General features: G+C 59.0%; 20 protein-coding genes and 1 tRNA gene. 14 read left to right on the plus strand and 7 right to left on the minus strand.

The features are described from left to right. Positions 1 to 39: 39 nt before the first annotated feature. From WDJ60_RS02555 to WDJ60_RS02565, 3 genes are all read left to right on the plus strand, one after another. Positions 40 to 1,047 (plus strand): ATP-binding protein, encoded by a 1,008-nt coding sequence (locus WDJ60_RS02555; protein WP_340098289.1) that lies wholly within the window; start codon positions 40 to 42, stop codon positions 1,045 to 1,047. Between the two features lie 581 nt (positions 1,048 to 1,628). Beyond that, positions 1,629 to 2,582 (plus strand): hypothetical protein, encoded by a 954-nt coding sequence (locus tag WDJ60_RS02560; protein WP_340098290.1) that lies wholly within the window; start codon positions 1,629 to 1,631, stop codon positions 2,580 to 2,582. A gap of 1,121 nt (positions 2,583 to 3,703) precedes the next feature. Then, entirely contained in the window at positions 3,704 to 4,693 is a 990-nt protein-coding gene (locus tag WDJ60_RS02565; RefSeq protein ID WP_340098291.1) for a hypothetical protein, read from the plus strand. Positions 4,694 to 4,946: 253 nt separating this feature from the next. Here the strand turns inward: WDJ60_RS02565 and WDJ60_RS02570 are convergent, their stop codons facing one another. Continuing rightward, positions 4,947 to 6,392: a tyrosine-type recombinase/integrase gene (locus tag WDJ60_RS02570; RefSeq protein WP_340098292.1), complete on the minus strand. Its 1,446-nt coding sequence runs from the start codon at positions 6,390 to 6,392 to the stop codon at positions 4,947 to 4,949. Positions 6,393 to 6,962: 570 nt separating this feature from the next. Here WDJ60_RS02570 and WDJ60_RS02575 point away from each other — a divergent pair. Next, on the plus strand, positions 6,963 to 8,492 hold the full coding sequence (locus tag WDJ60_RS02575) for a cryptochrome/photolyase family protein (protein WP_340098359.1): 1,530 nt from the start codon (positions 6,963 to 6,965) through the stop codon (positions 8,490 to 8,492). A 1-nt stretch (position 8,493) separates the two neighbouring features. Here the strand turns inward: WDJ60_RS02575 and WDJ60_RS02580 are convergent, their stop codons facing one another. Then, positions 8,494 to 8,739: a DUF7385 family protein gene (locus WDJ60_RS02580; RefSeq protein WP_340098293.1), complete on the minus strand. Its 246-nt coding sequence runs from the start codon at positions 8,737 to 8,739 to the stop codon at positions 8,494 to 8,496. Positions 8,740 to 8,771: 32 nt separating this feature from the next. After that, positions 8,772 to 9,638, minus strand: a complete 867-nt coding sequence (locus WDJ60_RS02585) for a cytochrome c oxidase subunit 3 (RefSeq protein ID WP_340098294.1) — start codon at positions 9,636 to 9,638, stop codon at positions 8,772 to 8,774. Between the two features lie 126 nt (positions 9,639 to 9,764). Here WDJ60_RS02585 and WDJ60_RS02590 point away from each other — a divergent pair, with 126 nt between their 5' ends. The 3 genes from WDJ60_RS02590 to WDJ60_RS02600 are packed head-to-tail and all read left to right on the plus strand — an operon-like array spanning position 9,765 to position 11,750. After that, the gene (locus tag WDJ60_RS02590) at positions 9,765 to 11,138 is read left to right on the plus strand and encodes a hypothetical protein (protein ID WP_340098295.1); all 1,374 of its coding nucleotides are present in this window, start codon (positions 9,765 to 9,767) and stop codon (positions 11,136 to 11,138) included. Continuing rightward, a complete protein-coding gene (locus WDJ60_RS02595; RefSeq protein WP_340098296.1) occupies positions 11,135 to 11,416 on the plus strand; it encodes a C2H2-type zinc finger protein in 282 nt (93 codons plus the stop codon). Before WDJ60_RS02590 ends, WDJ60_RS02595 begins: the two co-directional genes overlap by 4 nt. Positions 11,417 to 11,465: 49 nt before the next feature. After that, a complete protein-coding gene (locus WDJ60_RS02600) occupies positions 11,466 to 11,750 on the plus strand; it encodes a DNA-directed RNA polymerase subunit L (protein ID WP_340098297.1) in 285 nt (94 codons plus the stop codon). Here the strand turns inward: WDJ60_RS02600 and WDJ60_RS02605 are convergent. After that, positions 11,747 to 12,571, minus strand: a complete 825-nt coding sequence (locus tag WDJ60_RS02605; protein ID WP_340098298.1) for a hypothetical protein — start codon at positions 12,569 to 12,571, stop codon at positions 11,747 to 11,749. The two genes, WDJ60_RS02600 and WDJ60_RS02605, sit on opposite strands and share 4 nt — an antisense overlap. A gap of 208 nt (positions 12,572 to 12,779) precedes the next feature. Beyond that, positions 12,780 to 13,592: an imidazole glycerol phosphate synthase subunit HisF gene (gene hisF, locus WDJ60_RS02610; protein ID WP_340098299.1), complete on the minus strand. Its 813-nt coding sequence runs from the start codon at positions 13,590 to 13,592 to the stop codon at positions 12,780 to 12,782. 94 nt (positions 13,593 to 13,686) lie between these two features. On the opposite strand from hisF, the gene WDJ60_RS02615 reads away from it, so the two are divergent. The 3 genes from WDJ60_RS02615 (at position 13,687) to WDJ60_RS02625 (ending at position 15,596) form a co-directional block, all read left to right on the plus strand. Continuing rightward, a complete protein-coding gene (locus tag WDJ60_RS02615) occupies positions 13,687 to 13,878 on the plus strand; it encodes a DUF7550 family protein (protein ID WP_340098301.1) in 192 nt (63 codons plus the stop codon). Between the two features lie 74 nt (positions 13,879 to 13,952). Then, positions 13,953 to 14,091, plus strand: a tRNA-Met gene (locus tag WDJ60_RS02620). A gap of 170 nt (positions 14,092 to 14,261) precedes the next feature. Next, positions 14,262 to 15,596: a metallophosphoesterase gene (locus tag WDJ60_RS02625; RefSeq protein WP_340098303.1), complete on the plus strand. Its 1,335-nt coding sequence runs from the start codon at positions 14,262 to 14,264 to the stop codon at positions 15,594 to 15,596. A gap of 96 nt (positions 15,597 to 15,692) precedes the next feature. On the opposite strand, the gene WDJ60_RS02630 is transcribed toward WDJ60_RS02625, so the two are convergent. Next, on the minus strand, positions 15,693 to 16,259 hold the full coding sequence (locus WDJ60_RS02630) for a HalX domain-containing protein (protein WP_417750423.1): 567 nt from the start codon (positions 16,257 to 16,259) through the stop codon (positions 15,693 to 15,695). A 381-nt stretch (positions 16,260 to 16,640) separates the two neighbouring features. On the opposite strand from WDJ60_RS02630, the gene WDJ60_RS02635 reads away from it, so the two are divergent. From WDJ60_RS02635 to WDJ60_RS02645, 3 genes are all read left to right on the plus strand, one after another. Continuing rightward, on the plus strand, positions 16,641 to 17,072 hold the full coding sequence (locus WDJ60_RS02635; protein ID WP_340098304.1) for a DUF8009 family protein: 432 nt from the start codon (positions 16,641 to 16,643) through the stop codon (positions 17,070 to 17,072). Positions 17,073 to 17,154: 82 nt separating this feature from the next. Continuing rightward, complete coding sequence (locus tag WDJ60_RS02640; protein ID WP_340098305.1) at positions 17,155 to 17,778, plus strand: ribonuclease H family protein; 624 nt, start codon at positions 17,155 to 17,157, stop codon at positions 17,776 to 17,778. Between the two features lie 351 nt (positions 17,779 to 18,129). After that, positions 18,130 to 18,384, plus strand: coding sequence for a DUF8015 family protein (locus WDJ60_RS02645; RefSeq protein ID WP_340098306.1), 255 nt, complete (start codon positions 18,130 to 18,132; stop codon positions 18,382 to 18,384). A 46-nt stretch (positions 18,385 to 18,430) separates the two neighbouring features. Here the strand turns inward: WDJ60_RS02645 and WDJ60_RS02650 are convergent, their stop codons facing one another. Continuing rightward, positions 18,431 to 20,686 carry an NADP-dependent malic enzyme gene (locus WDJ60_RS02650; RefSeq protein WP_340098307.1) on the minus strand — a complete coding sequence of 752 codons (2,256 nt, stop codon included), beginning with the start codon at positions 20,684 to 20,686 and terminating at the stop codon, positions 18,431 to 18,433. 128 nt (positions 20,687 to 20,814) lie between these two features. Here WDJ60_RS02650 and WDJ60_RS02655 point away from each other — a divergent pair, with 128 nt between their 5' ends. After that, positions 20,815 to 21,324: a COX15/CtaA family protein gene (locus WDJ60_RS02655; protein WP_340098308.1), complete on the plus strand. Its 510-nt coding sequence runs from the start codon at positions 20,815 to 20,817 to the stop codon at positions 21,322 to 21,324. Positions 21,325 to 21,326: the final 2 nt, after the last annotated feature.

The raw sequence follows: 21,326 nt of genomic DNA on the forward strand, positions 1-21,326 counted from the left end.
AGCCAAATATTCATATGTCCTGGCCCAGAACTATCAGTAGTGTCTTTCCGCATTCGCCATTTCCGTATTGAAGATTTTCGTGCGTTTCAAGGCAGCCATGAGTTTGTTTTTGATGCTGATGAAGACCGGCATATAGAATTGATTAGCGGCCCGAATGGATCGGGAAAATCAACTATTATTGAGGCTTTAGAACTGTGCTTCTTCGGTGATCGGAATGAGGATAATCTTCTGCCTTATGTGAATCGCCAGCTGGTAGATGAGATTGAGGTAGATGAACGGGTTTCTGCAGAGATCTATGTTGAGCTCTTTGACTCGGAGAAGTCGAAGTCTATCCGTATATTCCGGGAAATTTCTACGATTAAAACACCGACTGGCAAAAGAAATGTTATTGAAGATCCCGTTGTCAAGGCTCGGTCGGAGGGTGAAGAGTGGAAAACGATCCAAAACCCGAACGAATACCTGGGAAAGCTGATCCCTGCTGACGTACGTCCTTTTTCGTTTTACGACCCCGAGCAAACTCTCGGTTTGGATACTTGGGAAGAAGGTCATTCGTACCGAGAACTGGTAGAGAGAGCCCGGAAGTTACGGAATTATGCGGCTCACGGTATGGAATTAGACGATTCTGCTTCGGTAGATGTGAGCAGAGAGTATCTTAGGTCTGTCAATCAGTCTTTGTCTGAGATGGAGACGCAGTTGGCGGTTGATGAATCTGAGGAATATCTTACTATGGATTCTCTCAAGAGTGAGGGTTCACTTATATCAGCAGGTGAAAAGAATCTCGTATCTTTTGCGTTGATCTTAGCCGCGGGTGAATTGGAGGGCGTTGACGCACCGGCTATTATGGATATGCCGTTTGCAAGGGTTGATGTTGAGACCATTGACATTATGTGTGATTTGCTTCGAGACGCCTCAGAGAGGCAGATTATCATAGTAGGAAGTCGGCAGAGTGTGGATCAGGTGATGGACGAACTTGGCGATGCAGTAGCTTCGCGTCATCTCCTATCAGCTCATGAAGATGGAACAGCCGGAGTTGGAAAGAAGATCTAGAGCTTGGTTGCTCTGCCGTGTCTATACTGCAGAAGGAATGAGTAGGTGATGTCTGTGTACAACTCTCCCTCCTCACCTCCAATTATGCGTCGGGTCATCCGATGAGTCTTTGATCTACACTGGGTGGACTGAGGGCGGGCAGGCCGGGGAGATAGACCGACCAATAGAGTGGGGAAAGAAGGTCACAGACCGATTGATTTCAAAGCTGCTGCGACCGAATCGTCTGCTCACTATGCGTGCAGACTGAGCGTTTCGGAAAATCCAGATTGATATAATATTTGTACTGGCATGCAAGATACAGGGCGCGAGTCTCGCAGGGATTCAGCTCAGCAGCAGTGGATGCAGATCTTTCGAGATAGGATGTCTTCGTATCACTTGTTGAATGGGTATAAAAACAGGAACAGAACTGCTGGATCAATGCCTTACCACGACGAGTCGTTGACGCTTTGATTTCTGCGGCGGATCGACCCACGACTCTACGGCATAGTCCGTGGCTGGTACGGCACTGAATACGACACCGACTATGAAAGGTGAAATGCTCTATCGGCAGAGATAATTGATATTCTTGAGAAATCCGGATCATGGCACACGGCCGGGCTGACCCGATGGGACCAGCTCACGACGCAATTCTGGGTGTTCTAAATCTCGGTGGCGGCTCGGGGACAGCACCGAACATCGAAGAAAAGTTCGATACCAACCGTGACCAACTACTCCGCGATCTTCCCGACGACGTAGAAGACGTGGATCTCGAAACTGCCGATATCCACGAGCATCTTCGAACGCTTGAGGACCACCGTCTCGTGGACTATCTGGGCCACGGCGAATTCCAGATTACTGATCTCGGCCGCGATTACCTTGAGGGGACTTTCGATTTAGATGGAAGGTCAATGACCCGAACCCGCCGCGATAGATATAGAGACAAAGTTGAGAACGCTGGGCGTATGGACTATTTGCAGGCGGGGTTGCTCGGAATCGCCATAACTGCTGTTGTCGGACTACTTTTCTACATCGCACAACTCGGTTGCGAAGCTGGGCTTGCTCCGCTACTCGTCACTGGAATCGTTCTCCCGTTGCACACGGTAACCGTCTTGTTGCACATGGTTGACCGGGCAAAGACGCTCAACAAGTTCCTAATCACAAAGCTCGGTGCAGTCGAAAACACAGCAAGCGCCGGGTCTATCGACGCTTCTGCCGCAGCCGTTGCAAACGCGTTCCGCCCTGTCCCTGTTCTCCTCCTCATCTTGCTACTGGCCATCGGCGTATATATCGAGACGACCATCGGACTCGGAACCCAATTTTACGGCTTGGCATTCGACCTGTTCGGCGGGGTATTCCTCGCAATCCAAGCAATCAAATCGACATCCAATCATCTCCGGAGTTCGGGGAAGGACCTCATGTTGCAGGATTTCAGCGAGGAAGCTGTTGAGGTGACAGACGGCGTCTGGGGTATCGCGTTCCTTATCGCGGGGTTCGGCATCCAGGCGTTAAGCCAAGTTCCATGGACGAAGGTACTCCCGACGTTTCCTTTTTGCTAGCTCTAGAGACGGCCCTAAGCAGATGTGAATAAATGACAATAGAATTATAAACTCTCCAGAGCGATGGCTGGTTGTTGCATCCGCTCTCTATACTTTGCACGTCGTTTCTATCAGTTGCTGAGTGTTTCAACAGAGTCACTTTCCTCAGTTTCGACGGAGTGTGCGTTCCGACGCTGTCAATACCAACTTTCGAATCCAGTAATTCTCTACTCGTGAGAAGCAATTTCTCGGAGGAGAGTTATCACCGACAGAGTTTCCTGCGGAATCAGTATCTTCTGCTTCCCGAACCGAACCCGAGAGCTCGATATAATGCATCGCAGACCCGCCCTGGAGTTCCTTGATCCACTGTTTTGCTTTTGCGGTCATAGAACGGGTGGAAACCACAATCCATTCGTGGTTCGGGGGCAGCTGTGGAGCCCTACGCTGAACTTCTCTCCATGTCACTTCGGTAGGTTTGTCGCAACACAGCAGGACACGGAGTGTTTTCCGAGGGACTTCGATATTGACTCTGTCCTCTGTTACAACGATGCAGACATTCGAAACCGGTACTGAGATCTCCGAGCACTGCTCAACCAGTGCCAGCAGAGCTCCTGCCAACTCCTCGTCGCCAATTCGACGAGAACTCGTGTGGTGGAGAACGCCGAACGCTGACTCAGCAGGCTCAGTGTCACCGACAGTGAAGCGTCTACCAGGAGTAGAATCATCGGGAGCCATGGACCCGCACAGAATCGCCAATGAGTATTTATGTCTGATGCTTTTTTAGAACAGAATATGTTAACCCCAAGCCAGCGTGGGCTTCCTCCTTCAAAGTATAGAAAAACGAATCGTTAAAAATCGCTGTTTTTTGCGGCTGCTACTCAAACCAGTGGCTGGCTGTAGGGACCGATTGCTTGCGCATAGTAATACCGGTTTTGGGGTGGTCACTACTAGCGATCAACTTTCCAGAAGCAGACACCAGTTGAACAAATGGAGGTGACAATAGTTCGCGTGTGCGCACAGAAAGTTATGAGTGCGCCTACTGGTCAGTGGGACTTATGTCGGTTTACAGCCATTTCATCAGGGCGTGCAAGATAGAGGACGCGAATCCACACAGTTTAGTTATCATCGTCAGATGAGTTCCCATGGCCAGCACGTTCGACCAGGTCATCCAATGCCACTGGGGTCGGTATCTCGAAGCTCTTCGAGACAATGACATCGACACCCCATACGACTGGTTCACCCACCCAAAGCTCGTCAAGGAAGGCGACAACGAGGATAAGTATCCATTCTCAACCGGGGCGGACCCCAGTACGGAACATGAGGCGGAGTTGAAAAAGCCACTGACCAACTTGTCCCTGCACACACTCTACCGGGTCGGTCCATACCGCGAGCAGGACATAGCCATCGTGGGTCGGAATCCACGGTACTCACTTGATGAGCTTCGACGGGACGATCTTGAGGGAACCCCCCAAGACGAGTTTGGCCAGTTGGATAGTCTCAACGAGCAGACAGCAACAGCAATCGGACGGATCACTGGGCCAAACTGGGGAGGCTGGCTCGGTGGCGATGCAGTAAACGATGGTGACAGTTGGAGCGCTTACACCGGGCTGCTGTTCGAGCCCTTGGAGGAGCATGGTAGCATCCCGGTGAATAACTACGATGAGAAAGGAGATTATTTCATTCCGGGTGGCAATGAGCTACCGCCTTTTTTGAATGAGTTTTATTTCACGAATCTTTTCAAACTGCCGACGCCGATAGGGTGCGGTGGAGCGCCGCTGGATGATTCGGCTGACCCGTTTTATTCGGCATTGCTGCGGGAAGAAATAGAGGCTAGTGGCGTGAGTGTCATATTCGGCTTGGGGGGTCCGGTCTGGGAGGCTTTCAGAGATGACGCTGAGTACGTGTCTAGGGCGTTCTCGGACTTCGAGCACGAGCCCGATAACATCGATGGAACCGTCACGACAGTCCATGGGGCTCTCTATGAGTTATCCGACGAGACCTATGTGGTGCCGTTAATCCATCAATCTGCGCCTGGTGAGAGTTGGAGGTATAGCGAATATGAGGATGTTGAAGATCGGAAGTGGCGTCTTGAGCGTTCAATCGCGCATCTAGCGAGCATGGACGTAATATAACACTGTATATTGTGGGCAGGTACGTCCACCGGGGGCCCCGCTGGCAGTTGTACCTGATTTACGCTCTGCATGTTTCACTGGTCTTCTGATGGATTTCAGAGAAGCCCACGCTCGTCGTGGTATGTGACCGCCCTATATTGAGCACTCGCCACTGGTTCCTGAACACTTTCGGAATGAGGTGATTATGCGTTGTGTATGCAGCACTCCTGTTGAAATTCATCAATTTCTGAGGGTTTCAACAAGAGCCAAATAGTCATTCTCCACCCAACTTTTCAGCAAGCAACGCTTTGAACTCGGGGTTGTCTTCAAGCGCTGCGTCAAAAGCTTCTATCATTTCTTGTGTCTCAGTGTCTTCAGGGTCGGTATCGCGGTAATCCTGCTTAATATCGTTCTCAACCTGCTTTTCGATTTCAGCAGCCGTCTCTTGATCAAGTGCAAAACCACACCGCATACAGAAAGCGGCGTCATGTTCGTTCAGTTCCTCACACCGCGGGCACTCGACAACGTCGGGTTCCTCTTCCTCTTCGTCGGGTTCGTATAGCCCGTGCATTTGATCATAGGCGTTGTCAATGTCCCGGCCGCTCAGGTGCACGTACTTTGCGGGCACGTCGGACCCTTGCACCCACCCGAACCATTCACACAGTTGCGCTTCCGTCATTTCGGTGGCAAGGTATGACGCTCGAGAGTGCCGGTAGTGGTGCGGATTCGAAGGCTTGTCAATTCCAGCCCGTTCCATCGTTGCTGCGAGGATCTTTTCACGAAGGTAGCGATAGCCGAGTTTCATGTCAGACGTGAGGGTTGCATCGGAATCGAATTGCTTGAGCCATTTCTGAGCCGTCGAAACGTTGACGCTTACTATGTCCGCAAGTTCTTCGGCCGAGTGCTCAACCAGATCGGTCCCCGTCCCAATCCCGGCGTCGTTCAGTTGTTCCGCTCGGGACGGACCGATCCCGTGCACACTCCGTATGTCGTCAATGTTGTGCGGGTTCAGGTGCTCGGTTGGACCGCCTTGCTGGATCTTGCACCACAAGGGGGCGTCTTTCTCGGGGTTCGGGTGCTTGTTGAGCCAATTGTTCAGGTGCGGGACGGACTCGACAAGCGGCAAGCGTCGGGCACCGGTCTTCCCGTCGATCACGACTTTCTTGCCGTGCTTGCGGTCTTCAATGTCCCCAACGGTGAGATCGATCAGCTCCCCAATTCGGGCACCCGTCTCATACAGCAACCAGATAAACGCCTTGTCACGGGGATTTTTCGCGGCGTCGGCTTGTGCTTCAATACTCTCTTTCGTGAGCAAGTCCTTCGGAAGCGTATCGCCGTTGCCGTTGCCGTTACTCAGTTTGATCCACTTCACTTCCAGCGGGGTTTCGTCCTGTTCGGCGTCCTTCAACCAACTCCAAAACGCCTTGATTACGGACTTGTAGGTGTCAACCGTTTCGTCGGTGTAATCCTGCTCGTGCATCCACGTTACCAGCCCTTTCACGTCCCGCTTGTCCATCTCATCAAAGGGCTTCTCGGCTTGCTCAGCAACCTTCTTGAGGCGTTGCGTGTTCCGCAACAGCGTTGCTTCGCTTAGCCCGTCTAGCACCCGGTCTTGCTTGTAGTTGAGAATCAGGTCTTTGTTCCGGTCAAGAATGTCGTCGGAAGCCTCGATATTTTTGCTCACCCTCTCAAGTTCGCGGGCGAAGTCGGCTATCGGCATACACCTACTAATGGCTACAGGTCAAAGAAGGTTTTGAACCCTTGTTCAGTAAGCCCTCCACCGGCTTTCTGCTGCGAACGAACGTGAGCAGCGAATGCAGTTGAGGGATCTGTATCAGGGAGTGCAGCGAAGCGGAACGACCGTGGTTCACAATCCTCTCCACCGGCTTTCTGCTGCGAACGAACGTGAGCAGCGAATGCAGTTGAGGGATTTGTATCCGGGAGTGCAGCGAAGCGGAACGACCGTGGTTCACAATCCTCTCCACCGGCTTTCTGCTGCGAACGAACGTGAGCAGCGAATGCAGTTGAGGGATTTGTATCCGGGAGTGCAGCGAAGCGGAACGACCGTGGTTCACAATCCTCTCCACCGGCTTTCTGCTGCGAACGAACGTGAGCAGCGAATGCAGTTGAGGGATTTGTATCCGGGAGTGCAGCGAAGCGGAACGACCGTGGTTCACAATCCTCTCCACCGGCTCTTTCTGCGATAATCACGGACAGCAGACTGACAGGCCAACTACGTTGGCACAGCGGCTATATCCGGTCCATTCGAACAGAGCCGTAGGTGATTGCACTGACTGTCCTCGTCCTCGGCGACCAACTGTCCCGCAGACACGGCCCGCTCGCCGACCGTCCCGACGACGATATCTTGCTTATAGAGTCGACGGCGTTCGCCGAGCGTCTGCCGTACCATCCCCACAAACTGACGCTCGTGTTCAGCGCGATGCGACACGTTCGGGACCGGCTCCGCGAGCAGGGCCGAACCGTCCACTACCTCCAGAGCGAGACGTTCGAAGACGGGTTCGAACAGTACGCCGCCGATCACCCGGAAGCGACGCTTCACTGCCTCCGCCCATCCTCATACGGGAGCGACGACAGGCTCCACCAGGCGGCGTCGGTGTCGGGTCTCGACATCGAATTCGTCGACAACGAGCTCTTTCTGTGCGACGCCGAAACGTTCGACGAGTGGGCGAGCGACCGCGAGAGCTACCGTCACGAGGAGTTCTACCGGTTCATGCGGCGCAAGACCGGGTATCTGATGGCAGATGACGAACCGGTCGGTGGCGAGTGGAACTACGACGACCAGAACCGCGAAACGCCGCCGGAGGGATGGGATGCGCCATCGGTCCTGGCGTTCGAACCCGACGAGACGACGCGGGAGGTCCAGGCGTGGGTTCGCGAGCGATTCGGCGGCGGATACGACGACCCGCCCTACGGCGGTTCGTGGGCCGACCCCGAGGAGTTCCGCTGGCCGGTCACGCGTCCGCAGGCTGTGCGCGCGCTCGACGACTTCGTCTCGAATCGGCTCCCGGTCTTCGGCGACTATCAGGACGCGATGCTCGCAGACGAGTGGGCACTCGCACACAGCCTCCTTTCGACCTCGCTGAACCTCGGACTTCTGCACCCTGCGGAGGTCATCGAGCGTGCTGTCGAGGCCTACCGCGACGGAAGCGCGCCGCTGAACTGCGTCGAGGGATTCGTCCGGCAGGTGCTGGGGTGGCGGGAATTTCTCCGACACGTCTATCGTCGCGAGATGCCGGCGCTGGCGACTGCCAACGCGCTCGGGGCGACCGAGGACCTCCCCGAATTGTACTGGACCAGCGAGACGGAGATGGCCTGTCTCTCCGATGTCGTCGACGGCGTCCGAAGGCGGGGGTACTCCCACCACATCGAGCGGCTGATGATACTCTCGAATTTCGGCCTGCTCTACGGCGTCGAGCCGGCACAGCTCAACCGGTGGTTTCACGCCGGCTACGTCGACGCCTTCCACTGGGTAACGACGCCGAACGTCGTCGAGATGGGACTCTACGGCGCGAACCTCTTTGCGACGAAACCCTACGCTGCCTCCGCGAACTACGTCGACAAGATGAGCGACTACTGTGGCGACTGCCCGTACTACAAGACCAAGACGACCGGTGAGGATGCTTGCCCGTTCAACACGCTCTACTGGGACTTTCTGGACCGCAACGAGGAGCGCTTGCGGTCGAACCACCGGATGGGACTGGTGTACAGTCACCTCGACAACAAAAGCGAGGAGGAACTGACCGCGATTCGCGAGCAGGCTGTGGACGTACGCGAGCGCGCACGACGGCGCGAACTGTAGCTCAGTGAGTCAGCAAAAGCAGTTTCTCGTCGGTGCGGGCGAGACAGAACGCAGTCCCGGGGTTGCCAAACGAGTTAGTCCGCTTTTCGGAGACGAACAGTTTCTCGAAGGACTTTCCACAGGCCGGACAGGCGAACTCGTCGTCGGGGTTCGCAAGCTGCCTCGTCTCGCGGTCGTCGGTGAGCAGCTTCAGGCCGTGACGGTAATCATGCATATCGAACCCCTCAGAAATGTCGAGCTGTTCCATACGTGGACAACGAAACGTGGAGACGTGACCGTTCAGACGCTGATCTCGGCACCGACGTAGAGCACGACGACGAGGAACACCCAGACGATGTCGACGAAGTGCCAGTACATCGAGACGGTGCTGACGGAGGTGTGCTTGTCCGAGGAGTAGTGGCCGTACAGCCCGCGGAAGAAGATAATCGCAATCAGAATGGCGCCCAGCGAGACGTGGAGGCCGTGCAGACCGGTCAGGCCGTAGAACGCCGAGCCGAAGGCACCGGTTTCGAGGCTAAAGCCCTCGTGGATGAGGAACTCGTAGTATTCGTAGGCCTGGCCGCCGAGGAAGAGAATGCCGAGCAGGAGTGTAACGCCGAGCAGGCGGATGAATCGCTTGCGGTTGTCTTTCAATAGTGCAGTGTGAGCGAAGTGCAGCGTGATACTGCTCAGGATGAGTATCGAGGTGTTGATGAGGATGAGACTGGATAGCAGATTGGGGGTGGCCTCGGGTAGCACCCACGCGCCACTGCGGATGAAAAAGAAGTAGACGAAGCCGGCACCGAAGGTGGCGATTTCGCTGCCCAGGAAACAGAGCATAGCGAGTTTCAGTGTGCCAGAGCCGTATCCTTCGGTTCCGTGCTCCCAGAAGTTGACGATGAACGCGTGGTACAGCCAGCCGTACAGGCCGAGCAGGAACGCCCCGGTACTGACGACGATCGCGACGGGGCCAGCGACGGGACTGACGACGTCGTTCTGTCCGTTGCCGAGAATGAATAGCGCGATACCGACGTAGATGCCGCTGGCACCGAGCGCGGCGACGAAGGGCCACCAGCTGGCCTCACCGAAGCCTCGAGGCCAGTCCTCGACGGCGGGCAGGTGGTGACCCCCGTGGTCGTCCGACGAATCTTCCTTTGCGAGACTCATATCACCGTGTTACTGGCCGACTACCAAAAACCCTCCCAACTTCACCCGTCTCTGACCCCTGACGTGTTCGGCTCTCCCCTGTTTCGCTTCGGAACATACTCGGCGCTACCGACCGAACCGCAACCGATGACAGGCTGTTGCCGTCGGTGCGCGCGCGCCGCGTTCGTCACCATCGTCGGCCTTCTCGCATTCTCGGGTCCCGTCCTCGCTCACGGCGGCAGTCTCGGCTCTGCCGGCCGCCAGACTGTCACCGTTCCGACGTGGCTCGTCCTGACGACCGGCGGGGCCGCGGTTGGTGCCTCGTTCCTGCTCGCGAGCTTCGTCACTGACCGCCGACTCGTCCGCGATATCGAGTCGTGGGCGCGACCGCTGTTTGATTCTGGGACGGCGCTCCGAGCGGCCGCCAGTCTCGTTCGTACCGTGGGTGTCGTCCTCCTCGCGGTAACGATGGTTATCGGCTTTGTCGGGCCACAGCAACCCCTCGCGAACTTCGGCTTGCTCTTCGTCTGGGTCGGCTGGTGGGCCGGCTTTACGATGACGACGTACCTCCTGGGGAACGCCTGGCCGGCGCTGAACCCGTGGCGAACCGTCGCTACGTTGCTCCCGACGCTCGACCGCTCCTACCCCGAGAAGTTGGGTATCTGGCCCGCCACGCTCGCGCTACTCGCCCTCGTCTGGATAGAGGTGGCGAGTCCGATCGCCGACGTGCCACGCGTCCTCGTCGGCGTCATTGCCGCCTACACGCTCGTCACGCTCGCTGGGGCCGTGGTGTTCGGCTCCGCCTGGTTCGCTCGTGCCGACCCCGTCACCCGCGTCTTCGACCACTACGGCCACGTCGCTCCACTCCAGCGCGACGGGGACGGCCTCGGTGTTCGCCTGCCCGGCGCAACGCTACGTGACCTCTCGCTGTCGTCTCGGAGCGAAGTCGCTTTCGTCGTCGCGTTGCTGTGGGTGACGACCTTCGACGGCTTCGTCGCGACGCCGGCCTGGGCCGGCATCGTCGACGCAGCGACACCCACAATTCCGCTCGTCGCCCTCTATCCGCTCGCGCTCCTGGTCGGCTTCGCGCTCTTTCTCGCGGCGTTCTACGGAGCAGCCCGTGCGAGCAGGCACACTGCCGACACGTACCTGACGGCGGCGACGCTCGCCCGGCGGTTCGCACCGTCGTTGCTCGCTATCGCTGCCGGCTACCACCTCGCGCACTACCTCGGTTACTTCCTCTCGCTCCTCCCTGCGTTGCTGGCCGTGGCCGCCACGCCGCTGTCACCGCCGGTGGAGGTGACGCTGCTGGTGCTGCCGGGCTGGTTCGAGACGGTCGGCATGATCACCATCCTGCTCGGACATCTGCTTGCCATCTGGGTCGCCCACGGGACGGCGTACGCCATCTTCCCCGGGCGGTTGCAGGCCATCCGCAGCCAGTACCCGTTCATTCTGGTGATGGTCTTCTACACGATGACGAGTCTCTGGATTATCGCCCAGCAGGAGGTGCCGCCGCCATGACTGCCGACGGTGTGGCCGAGCGCGCGGAGGACCTCGACTACGTGGACGCCCCCGATGCTGCCGTCTGTGAGCACTGCGGTGCGCCCTTTGCCGACGAGGAGTTGCTCGCGCTGCATCTGGGCCACGAACACCCCGACGCGCTCACCGACGACCAGCGCGAGGCGTTCGAAGACGCGTACGCGAACGAACAGGCGGAGATACGCCGGTTTCGACTGAAAGCGCTTGGCGTGCTCGTCCTCCTGTACTTCCTCTTTTTGATGGTCTACGCCGTGGTCTGACGTGGTCCGACCGTAAGGTTCAGGTGCGCGAACGGCCGAACGATTGGGTATGGAACTGCGGGTCATCGAGAAAGAGGACACGATGCTGTCTATCGAGATCGCCGGCGAAGACCACACCTTCATGAACGTCCTGAAAGGGGCGCTGCTGGAGACGGAGGGCGTCACCGCTGCAACCTACGACGTCAACCCCGAGCAGTCGGGTGGGCAGACCGAACCGATTCTGACGATCAAGACGGAACCGGACGTCGACGCGCTCGACGCACTCGAAGACGGTGCCGACCGCGTCATCGAGAAGTCCCAGGGCTTTCGCGACGCGTTCGAGGCAGCGGCCTAACAGACGATTTGCGTCAGAAAGACCGTCCCGTTGGGTGCCGTGTGGGTGTCCACGCCGACGGTCGTGGTCGACGCGGCGCTAATCTCACTGTCGGCGAACTGTTCTGCGGCGAAGGCCGAGCCGAGTGTGTCTCCTGACGCGTAATCGCTACTCTGGAGTGTGTACGTTTCGACGGCGAACCCGCCCTGACAGCTGTCGCCGACGAGTTCGGCGATGCGGTCTCTCGTCGGCAGCGACCCGTCGCCGTACTCGCTTTTGATCAGTCGCTGATTGGTGAACGCGGCCACCTCGTCGAGTCGCTCGTTCCGTGAGACGCCGTCGTCGCTGGCGTTTGCTCGCGTCTCGTTGACGGTGTCGAGATACGCGGACTCGACAGTTGCGAGGTCGATGCTGCCCGCGGTGTCGGCCTCACCGGGGACGTTCTCCACGGCGGGCACGTCGTTGCCAAAGCCCGGCACGTCGATGACGCCGGTGAGACCGCCGACGAAGAGGCCCGCGAGCGCGAGGACGACAACGAGTCCGAGGACGTATCGCGGCGTCACCAGGTCGAAGTAACTCGGCACCGAGAGTTCGTCGTCGTCGACGCGCTGTTCTTCTTTGACGAGTTTGTGGTTCCCACACCGGCTACACGGCGGCGAGTGTTTCGTGTGCGTCCGCCCGCACTCGGTGCAGACCCAGACCGTCGTCGACTCCAGGCCGCCGTCGTCGGCGAGGTCAGTCCGTCGAACCACTGCTTCCTCGAACGTCCCGTGCCCACAGTTGTCGCATGGAGGGTCGTTCTCTTCGTGAGGTTTGCCACACCATTCACACCGCCAGTCCATCAGTCTCTCGTAGGTCCCCACCGACCAAAGGACTGGCGTTCAGGCGGTCAGACCACTACACGGAGCGCTACAGCCGAACCGGAATTCCGCGCTCGTGGAGATACTGCGTTACCACCTTTTTCTCCTCGGGTAGCTCCTGCCAGTCGCTACCACTCGTCGAAAAACGTGGGCGAAAAACCGCTCGGTCGTGCTACTCCCTCACGGAGCGCTACAGCCGAACCGGAATTCCGCGCTCGTGGAGATACTGCTTGGTCTCCTCGATAGAGTACTCGTCGAAGTGGAAAATAGAGGCTGCGAGTGCGGCGTCGGCGTTGGCCTCGGTGAACACCTCGTAGGCGTCTTCGGGCCCACCACAGCCAGAGGAAGCGATAACCGGCGTCGAGACGGCGTCACAGACGGCCTTCATCAGCGGGATATCGTAGCCGTCTTTCGTGCCGTCAGCGTCGATGGAGTTGACGAACAACTCGCCGGCACCGCGCTCTTCGGCCTCTTTGGCCCACGCGACCACATCGGTCCCGGTGCCTTCGCGGCCACCTTTTACTGTGCATTCGAACCAGCACGACTCGCCGTCAACCTCGGCGTAGTACTCGCCCTCCTCGTCGAACCGGCGGCGGGCGTCCACCGAGATAACGATGCACTGGTTGCCGAACGCGCGAGCGCCCTCCTCGATGAGGCCGGGATTTTTCAGCGCGCCGGTGTTGATAGAGACTTTGTCGGCACCGGCACGGAGTGTCTCTTTGATGTCCTCGCGCGTGCGGATGCCACCGCCGACAGTGAGCGGGATGAACACCTCGTCGGCGACCGCGGAGACGGTGTCGAGCATCGTCTCGCGTCCCTCGGCGGAGGCGGTGATATCCAGAAAGACGAACTCGTCGGCTCCGGCCTCGTTGTAGCGTTTGGCCATCTCGACGGGGTCGCCGGTGTATTTCAGGTCCTCGAAGTTCGTCCCCGTGTAGACTGCCGCGTTCCCCTCGTCGTCGACGTCGACGTCGATACAGGGGATGATTCGCTTCGTGAGCACGTGTGTTCCCTTCGAGAGACGCGCGCTTGACCGTTTCGGGTCCGACCAATCGGACTCCGATACACCGAAGTACGCCCCAGACGAACTCCCGGCCATGACAGACGACCACCACGACGAGGAGCGCCCAGCGTACGACCCGGCGTCGCCAGCACCGCCGGACAGAGAGCCGCCACTCCGGAGTACAGCACCACAGGGCGAGTATACGATGGGGCAGGTCGGCTTTGGTTTCGTCGTCCTACTTATGGGGCTGCTCATCACGTTCGGCCTGCCACTCGCACTCGCGTGAATCGGTGACACACGCGCCGTCCGGCGACCTGAGATGGGAAGGTTAAAGAAAGCCAGTCTGCAATCACCGAGTGCGCCCGGGTGGCTTAGCTGGACATAGCGCCGCACTCATAGGGTTTCACACACACGCGGCACCGCTCCGGCAGTTCCACCGAGGTTTCGGCCTCGGACCTGGGATATGCGGAGATCGAGGGTTCGGAGCCCTCCCCGGGCATTTCTCGCACCACTGCGAATTTCGTGTGAGCGGTGGCACTATGGAATCTCTCTGGAAGCGATGACAGCCATGATCGATGCGCGTCGATACAGTAGCGCGACAGTCCTGTTGGGGAGTCTCAACGACTGTATCGGCAACGATTTTAGCGTCCAGACCGGTCCAACGACACAGTGACAGACGACGCCGACGACAGGGTGTACTACGTCATCAGCGACCTGCACATCGGCGGCGACGAGCAACTCGAAGAGATCGAGTTCCTCGACGAACTCCTCGAGTTCCTTCGGCGTCTCGAAGCGACCGAGGAGAACGCCGAGTTGATAATCAACGGCGACGCATTCGGACTCTGGGAGTTCACCAGGGTCGAGGGAATGGAGAAGTTCGCCGTCCTCGAAGAGACGTACCCGGACCTGTTCGAGCAACTCCGAAAGACCGGTGAGAACGTTCAGGTGACACTGTTACCGGGCAACCACGACCACGAACTCGCGGCGTACGACGAATACGTTGACCGACTCGCCGAGTACAACGTGAATCTCGTGCAGAGCGAATCGATTTCGCGGCCCGTCGGTGACCAGGCCGTTCACTTCGAACACGGCCACCAGCACGACCCCAATAACCGAATCGAAGACTGGGGCAACCCCCACGCGTCGCCACTTGGTTACTTCTATAATACGCTCGTGACAAGCAAGGCGGGCCAGCTATCCGACCGTGGCAAGTACAACTGGCTGAAAGACGTGCAGGCGGTCACACCGACCGAGCGGATGCCGGTCTGGCTGTTCTCGAAGTACTTTTATCGCGAGATGAACCCCGTCCTCCGGTACTCGCTGGTGCCGTTCCTTCTGTTGTTCAACATTAGTGTGCTCCTTGCAGTGCTTGCGGGACTCGACCTGGCTGGTATCTGGTCGATGCCGGTCGACCGAGTGACGGCGTTTCTCGGTCAGTTCGGCAGAGCTGGGACGGTAATCTGGTTCGTGCTAGCAATCAACGTCGCCGTCGCCGGCTTGCTGTTGCTCGTGGGTATCCCACTGTATTTCATCCGCCGGGATATCCGGAAGACGATTGCTCGCTTTGGCCTCTTCGAGACTGCCCTCACTGTCGACCCCGAGGCGCCCTACGAAGAAGCCGCTCGAGATGTCTTCGCGGAACAGTCGGAGACGGCGATCTATTGCTACGGACACACCCACCGACCGGGCGTCCAGGAAATCGACGGGGGAGTGCTGGTCAACACTGGAACGTGGCTCAAGCGCCTCCACCGACGTGACGGCATCATCGGCATTCTTCCGCCGGTGTTCTACCCATCGTATCAGCTCGCCGCGGTCCGTATCGCCGTTGTCGAGGAGGGGACAGCAGTGCAGTTCCAGTCGGTAGCAAAGCCGAGTCCGGCGACGGAAGAGCTCACCCTCACCGAGCGGCTGTTCACCGCGGGTCGAGAACCCGACACCAAGTTGCCAGACCGGCGGATAATCGACCACGAACAAACAGTCAAAACCGCCGAACAGACAGACTGAGCGGCGTTGTCAGGTGTGTTCGCAACTCTATTTGGCCGGGGACAGCACGAATCGGGGCAAAAGCGGGTACCTGCCGCGGGAGACGGGAAACGGTCGTTACTCGCCGCCGGGGAACTCCTGGAAGAGCGAATCAAAGTCGTCGTCGAAACTGGAGACGGCCGTGTCAGCCTCATTTTGGAGTTTGTCGACACGCTCGACCATCTGCTGGTATTCCTCGCTTCGCTGGAGTTCCGAGGGAGTCTTTTCGGCTTCGAGTGTCGCTTTCTTCGAGGTGAGCGCGAAGTACTCCTGGAGCGTATCGTCGTATCCGTCACGCTCGCGCATCGTCTCGACGGCGTCGTCCAAGTCTTCGTGCATCACTGGCTTGGTCAGGTAGTCGTCGAACCCCATCTCGACAATGTCGAAGTCCGGGTCGACGGCCGTCACCATCACAACTCGGCAGTCGAGACCCCGGCTCCGGATCCGTTCGAGCACCTCGTCGCCCGAATAGTCGGGCATCTGACGGTCGAGAAATACGATATCTACGTCTGCATCGACTCGGTCGAGCGCGTCTTCACCGCCGTAGGCTGTCCGGACCTCGTGGTCCATCTCCAGCCAGGTCGTGTAAAGATCCGCGATGTCACGCTCGTCGTCGACAACCAGAATTGTCTGTTCGTCAGTCATTGGCATTCCGGGTTTTTCCATCCCGTTCGTCTCCCCCACGCTGAGACACCGTTGAACAGTGCTGCGATGAGATAATTAAATCTGTCTCGTCCATTATCACCTCTGATTTTTGGGGCTGGTGAACGCCACCTCTACAGTATACGTCCGGTGGAGAGCCACCACCAGCCGCGTTCCGGGAGCGGCGTATTGTCTCGAGCAGCGGTCGCACCGTTACTGGCTTCTCGCTGCGTGCCGACGGCAACCAACCAGCGACCCCGGTCTGCATATAACTGAGCTTCTGTGTCCACTGATTAAATACCATCGGCCAACGTAACAATGTGTCTGCATGTCCCGCCGAAGGTGTGGCAGAATCGTCTTGGGGGCAGCGACCGAACTACTCGTATGCCGAACGAGTCGGACACCCCCCGAGCTATCAGATCGATAGCCGTCACCGGCGAGGACGTAGTCACGGCAGCGGAGACGAACCGGACCAGTGATCGAACCGCGGTGCTCCGCGTGACGCCTCCGTTCAGCGGTCGGATGCGTGCTCGCCTTCACGTCCGTCTGGACGACGAGGTACAGGAACCGGCGGCGATTCACATCCGCCCAGAGCGACTGCTCGCAGACGACACGCCAGCGTATCCGCGCCCGGCGGAGACCGAGGACGAACTGCGGACGGACCCGGACGCGGAGTACACCGTCGAACACCACCGCGAGTATCACGAAGCCGCTGTTCGGGAGTGGCGGGACGCAGTCAGGAACTCAATCCTCGATTCGGTGACCCTGGAGACCGACAGCGGGCCACACGAGATAACCGTCCACGTCCTCGGCTGAAACGCTGATTACTGCCCGGCCGTCGAACACTGCTGTCCGATTCTGGACAATATATTTAATCCCCCCTCACCATATAGGGAATATGGCCGCATACGGCCGGCCGTCACTACGAGACCTGTTCGACGAGTCGCCGACGCCACACATCGCCCATCCGCCCCGGACTCACCACCGGGACTTCTATCTCGCCACAGATGGCTCGTTCAGAGATTCCGGTGGCGGTCTCGGCGTCGTCATCGAGACACGAGACGGTGAGCGCGTCGCCCGACTCTCGGTGCCAAACCAGCCACCCGACAACAACGTCGCGGAGTACCGCGCACTCCATCTCGGGCTGGACGTGCTCGCCGCGCGAACACCGGCAGACGCGCGTGTCGGCGTCCTTCTCGACCACGACCAGCTCGCCGGGAACGTCAACGCCTCCGTACTCGCAACAGCGGGCCCACAGTACGAATCGCCCCACGACGTGTCTGTCCCCAGCAAGACAGGACTGCACTGGCGCGGAATCCGTGCTCGCATCCACGGCTTCGGCCAGGTTCGTGCGGCGCGTATCGCCAGCGACCGCAACCCCGCGCACCCGCTGGCGAACGCACCTGACCAGTACGCCCACGTCAATCACGAACCAGACCGGTGTGTACTCCCGGAAGCTCCGGTCGCAACCGAACGCATTCCGCCGCCGTCCCGGTCGAACCGCGGCGGCGCGAGCGACTGACCGAAGCACACCGCCTCCTATTCCTCCGGACGGTTCGTCCTGCTTTCGTTTCTGATTGTCCACTATAGTAGCCACTGAAAGCCATTGCACACACGACCGCACGAGGCCAGTGCGGTCGGTATGTAAACCGTTTCAGTTGTTACTATAGTCTCTGTTCGATGTGGCGTCGCTGCGTCAGTAGGGCACCACTCCGACCGTTCTGTCTCTCATTTATCGAGGGAAAACCACTCTATAACTTATGAAATACCAATGTAGATGGGTGGAGAAAATGTTTGAAACGTTCGTTGAACGTCACGAGCGAAATATTTTAGTGAGTATTTCCCCTATTTTCAGATAGGAGGTGAACGAACGATGGCAGTAAGTCGCAGTTCTCGGCGGAACGGTTCGATACGACCGCTTCTCGGACTGGTCGACAGGATATCGTGGTACGACCTCCTGCTGGTCCTGTTGCCGCTGGGATTTGCGGTGTCGCTGGTCGCGCACGTCCTGACAGCGATTCCGTTCCAGATTGCTATCGCTGGCGGTGCCCTGTTCGGACTTGTGGTGCTCGTCGACGCATTGTTCGTTCATCCGCCGGTGGATAACCCACCGCGGACGACTCAGTAATCGGCTACTTCCTTCGCGTAAATACGTAGATGAGCCGTTGTGTCGCCTAGTCCTGTTCCTGCGCGTCGACGACAGCGACACCGGCCAGATTGACGATATCTTTGACTTCGTCACCGCGCTGGAGGACGTGAACGGGTTCGTCCATACCCACGAGCATCGGGCCAATAGCTTCTGCACCGCCGAGGCGCTGGAGGAGTTTGTAGCCGATGTTACCCGCTTCGAGATTCGGGAACACGAGGATGTTCGCGGGGTCTTCGAGTTCCGAGAAACTGTAGGTGTCGTTCATAATCTCCTCGACGACTGCGGTGTCTGCCTGCATCTCCCCGTCGACGGGGAAGTCCACTTCGGGGTCTGCCCGCAGTCGGTCGGCGGCCTTCCGGACCTTCCGGGTACCGGCGTTGTCGACGCTGCCGAAGTCAGAGTACGACAGCAACGCGGCGCGTGGCTCGACGTTGAATCGCCGGGCGAGGTCCGCAGTGTGTTTCGTAATCTCCGAGAGCACTTCCCGCGAGGGGTCCTGGTTGACCGTCGCGTCGACACAGAAGATGACGCGATTTTTGAACGTGAGCATGTAGACACCGGCCGCGTAGTCGGCGTCCTCGGCGGTTCCGACGACCCGCAGTGGTGGCCGGAGCGCGGAGGGGTAGTGGTGCATCAGCCCGGTCAGCATCGCGTCGGCGTCGCCCATCTCGACCATGACGCTTCCGAGGTAGTTGCCGTCGCGGATAAGTTCGTCCGCTTCCCGACGGGTGAGTCCCTTCCGCTGTCGGAGTTCGTACAGCCGGTCTGCGTAGGGGTCGAGCCCCGCTTCCTCGGGGTCGACGATTTCGGGCTCGAAACTCAGTCCGAGCCGGTCCATCTCGGACCAGATTTTCTCTCGGTCGCCGATGAGGATGGGCTGTGCGATACCCTGGTCGACCAGCTGGTAGGCGGCGCGAATCATCTTCTCGTCGTCGCCCTCCGCGAGCACGACGCGCTTCGGGTTGCTCTTTGCCTTGTTGAGGACGACGCGCATCATCTCGCGAGATTTGCCCAGGCGGGCCTCGAGTTGCTCGACGTACTCGTCCAGGTCAAGCTCCCGCCGTGCGGCACCGCTTTCCATCGCCGCGCGTGCAACCGCGGGTGCAACCTCGAAGAGGACCCGCGGGTCGAGCGGCTTGGGGATGATGTACTCCGAGCCGAACTGGAGCGGCTGCTCGCCGTACGCCTTGACGACGGCGTCTGGCACGTCTTCGCGAGAGAGCGTCGCCAGCGCTTCGGCGGCAGCGACTTTCATCTCCTCGTTGATTTCGGTCGCCCGGGCGTCGAGCGCGCCCCGGAAAATGAAGGGGAAGCCCAGCACGTTGTTGACCTGGTTCGGGTAGTCCGAGCGGCCGGTGGCCACGATGACGGTGTCGTCGCGGGCGTTTTTGGCCTTCTCGTAGTCGATTTCCGGGTCTGGGTTGGCCATCGCGAAGATAATCGGGTTGTCGGCCATCGATCGGACCATGTCTTCGTCGACGATACCGCCGACCGAGAGGCCGACGAACACGTCCGCCCCGTCCATCGCGTCCGCGAGGTCACCCTCGGGCACGTCGCGGGCGAACTCCTGTTTGAACTCGTTGACGTCGCCGTCTTCGGCGCGCTGTTCGGTGATGATGCCGCTCGAGTCACACATCGTGATGTTGTCGCGAGTGGCACCGAGCGAGACGTAAAACCGGGCGGTGGCGATTGCACTCGCACCCGCACCGGAGAAGACGATGTCCAGGTCACCGATCTCTTTCTCGGAGATGTCGACGGCGTTGAGCAGCGCAGCGCCGGAGATGATGGCGGTCCCGTGCTGGTCGTCGTGGAAGACGGGGATGTCCATCTCCTCGCGAAGTCGCTCCTCGACCTCGAAACACTCCGGCGCCTTGATGTCTTCCAGGTTGATACCCCCGAAGGTCGGCTCCATCGCGCTGATGGAGGTGACCATCTCCTCGGCGGTGTCCTGATCGAGTTCGATGTCGAAGACGTCGATATCGGCGAACCGCTTGAAGAGGACCCCCTTCCCCTCCATGACGGGTTTCGACGCCGACGGACCGATATCCCCCAGTCCGAGCACGGCCGAGCCGTTCGAGATAACGCCGACGAGGTTCCCCTTGGCCGTGTAGCTGTAGGCTTCGTCCTCGTTGTCGCGGATGGCCCGACACGGTGCGGCGACGCCGGGCGAGTACGCGAGACTCAGGTCCCGTTGTGTGTTCGTTGGTTTTGTTGTGGAGATCTCTATCTTTCCGGGCGGATCTTCCCGGTGATAGTCGAGTGAGTCATCATCAAGTCCCATGTTAACTCCGTCCCGGGCAGCCACAAAAAGCCCATCGGACGTGAGTTCGTTAGCAGTCGAAACTCCCGATTCGTGTCAGCCACGGCCGAATGGCGGGGTTGATATGGATGCAGTCCAGAGGTCAGAATATGAAGTTCTCGTTTCGCCACCTCGCAGCGGTGACAACTGGGCTGGCGTTCTCGCTCATCCTGCTCGGTGTCTACACCGGTGCGATGGGCGCGGGACTCGCCTGTGCCGGTCGGTGGCCGCTCTGTGACGGCTGGCTCGGGCTCTTCCCGGCGAACTGGCCCAGCTTTATCGAATGGTTCCACCGCTTCGTCGCGATGATTGCCGGCTTCTTCATCCTCGGTGTCGCCGTCAGTGCGTGGCGACAGAACCGGAGTCGCTGGATTCGCTACTCGTCGACCGCCGCGCTCGTCGTCCTCCCCGTGCAGGTCCTGCTCGGTGCGAACACCATTTTCAACTTCGGTGTGATCGCGCAGGTCCTCCACCACGCTGCGGCGCTGCTCATTCTCACCGCACTGACGGTGACGACGACGCTGGCGTTCGTCGAACGCGGCGGCCCCGCCGCGTCGACCGGTGACACCGCGACGACAGGCACCGGGTCCGAGGAGCGCGCACACAGCACCGATGACTGACT

It is taken from the genome of Salinibaculum salinum, from assembly GCF_037645885.1.
GTDB classification, from domain to species: domain Archaea; phylum Halobacteriota; class Halobacteria; order Halobacteriales; family Haloarculaceae; genus Salinibaculum; species Salinibaculum salinum.

What these genes read in the sequence shown, in the direction of transcription:
- WDJ60_RS02645 (WP_340098306.1), top strand. Translation starts at nt 18,130, where the DNA reads ATGGCAGTAAGTCGCAGTTCTCGGCGGAACGGTTCGATACGACCGCTT.
- WDJ60_RS02580 (WP_340098293.1), bottom strand. Translation starts at nt 8,739, where the DNA reads ATGGAACAGCTCGACATTTCTGAGGGGTTCGATATGCATGATTACCGT.
- WDJ60_RS02650 (WP_340098307.1), bottom strand. Translation starts at nt 20,686, where the DNA reads ATGGGACTTGATGATGACTCACTCGACTATCACCGGGAAGATCCGCCC.
- WDJ60_RS02570 (WP_340098292.1), bottom strand. Translation starts at nt 6,392, where the DNA reads ATGCCGATAGCCGACTTCGCCCGCGAACTTGAGAGGGTGAGCAAAAAT.
- WDJ60_RS02585 (WP_340098294.1), bottom strand. Translation starts at nt 9,638, where the DNA reads ATGAGTCTCGCAAAGGAAGATTCGTCGGACGACCACGGGGGTCACCAC.
- WDJ60_RS02640 (WP_340098305.1), top strand. Translation starts at nt 17,155, where the DNA reads ATGGCCGCATACGGCCGGCCGTCACTACGAGACCTGTTCGACGAGTCG.
- WDJ60_RS02630 (WP_417750423.1), bottom strand. Translation starts at nt 16,259, where the DNA reads ATGACTGACGAACAGACAATTCTGGTTGTCGACGACGAGCGTGACATC.
- WDJ60_RS02600 (WP_340098297.1), top strand. Translation starts at nt 11,466, where the DNA reads ATGGAACTGCGGGTCATCGAGAAAGAGGACACGATGCTGTCTATCGAG.
- WDJ60_RS02565 (WP_340098291.1), top strand. Translation starts at nt 3,704, where the DNA reads ATGGCCAGCACGTTCGACCAGGTCATCCAATGCCACTGGGGTCGGTAT.
- WDJ60_RS02590 (WP_340098295.1), top strand. Translation starts at nt 9,765, where the DNA reads ATGACAGGCTGTTGCCGTCGGTGCGCGCGCGCCGCGTTCGTCACCATC.
- WDJ60_RS02655 (WP_340098308.1), top strand. Translation starts at nt 20,815, where the DNA reads ATGAAGTTCTCGTTTCGCCACCTCGCAGCGGTGACAACTGGGCTGGCG.
- WDJ60_RS02595 (WP_340098296.1), top strand. Translation starts at nt 11,135, where the DNA reads ATGACTGCCGACGGTGTGGCCGAGCGCGCGGAGGACCTCGACTACGTG.
- WDJ60_RS02635 (WP_340098304.1), top strand. Translation starts at nt 16,641, where the DNA reads ATGCCGAACGAGTCGGACACCCCCCGAGCTATCAGATCGATAGCCGTC.
- WDJ60_RS02615 (WP_340098301.1), top strand. Translation starts at nt 13,687, where the DNA reads ATGACAGACGACCACCACGACGAGGAGCGCCCAGCGTACGACCCGGCG.
- WDJ60_RS02560 (WP_340098290.1), top strand. Translation starts at nt 1,629, where the DNA reads ATGGCACACGGCCGGGCTGACCCGATGGGACCAGCTCACGACGCAATT.
- WDJ60_RS02605 (WP_340098298.1), bottom strand. Translation starts at nt 12,571, where the DNA reads ATGGACTGGCGGTGTGAATGGTGTGGCAAACCTCACGAAGAGAACGAC.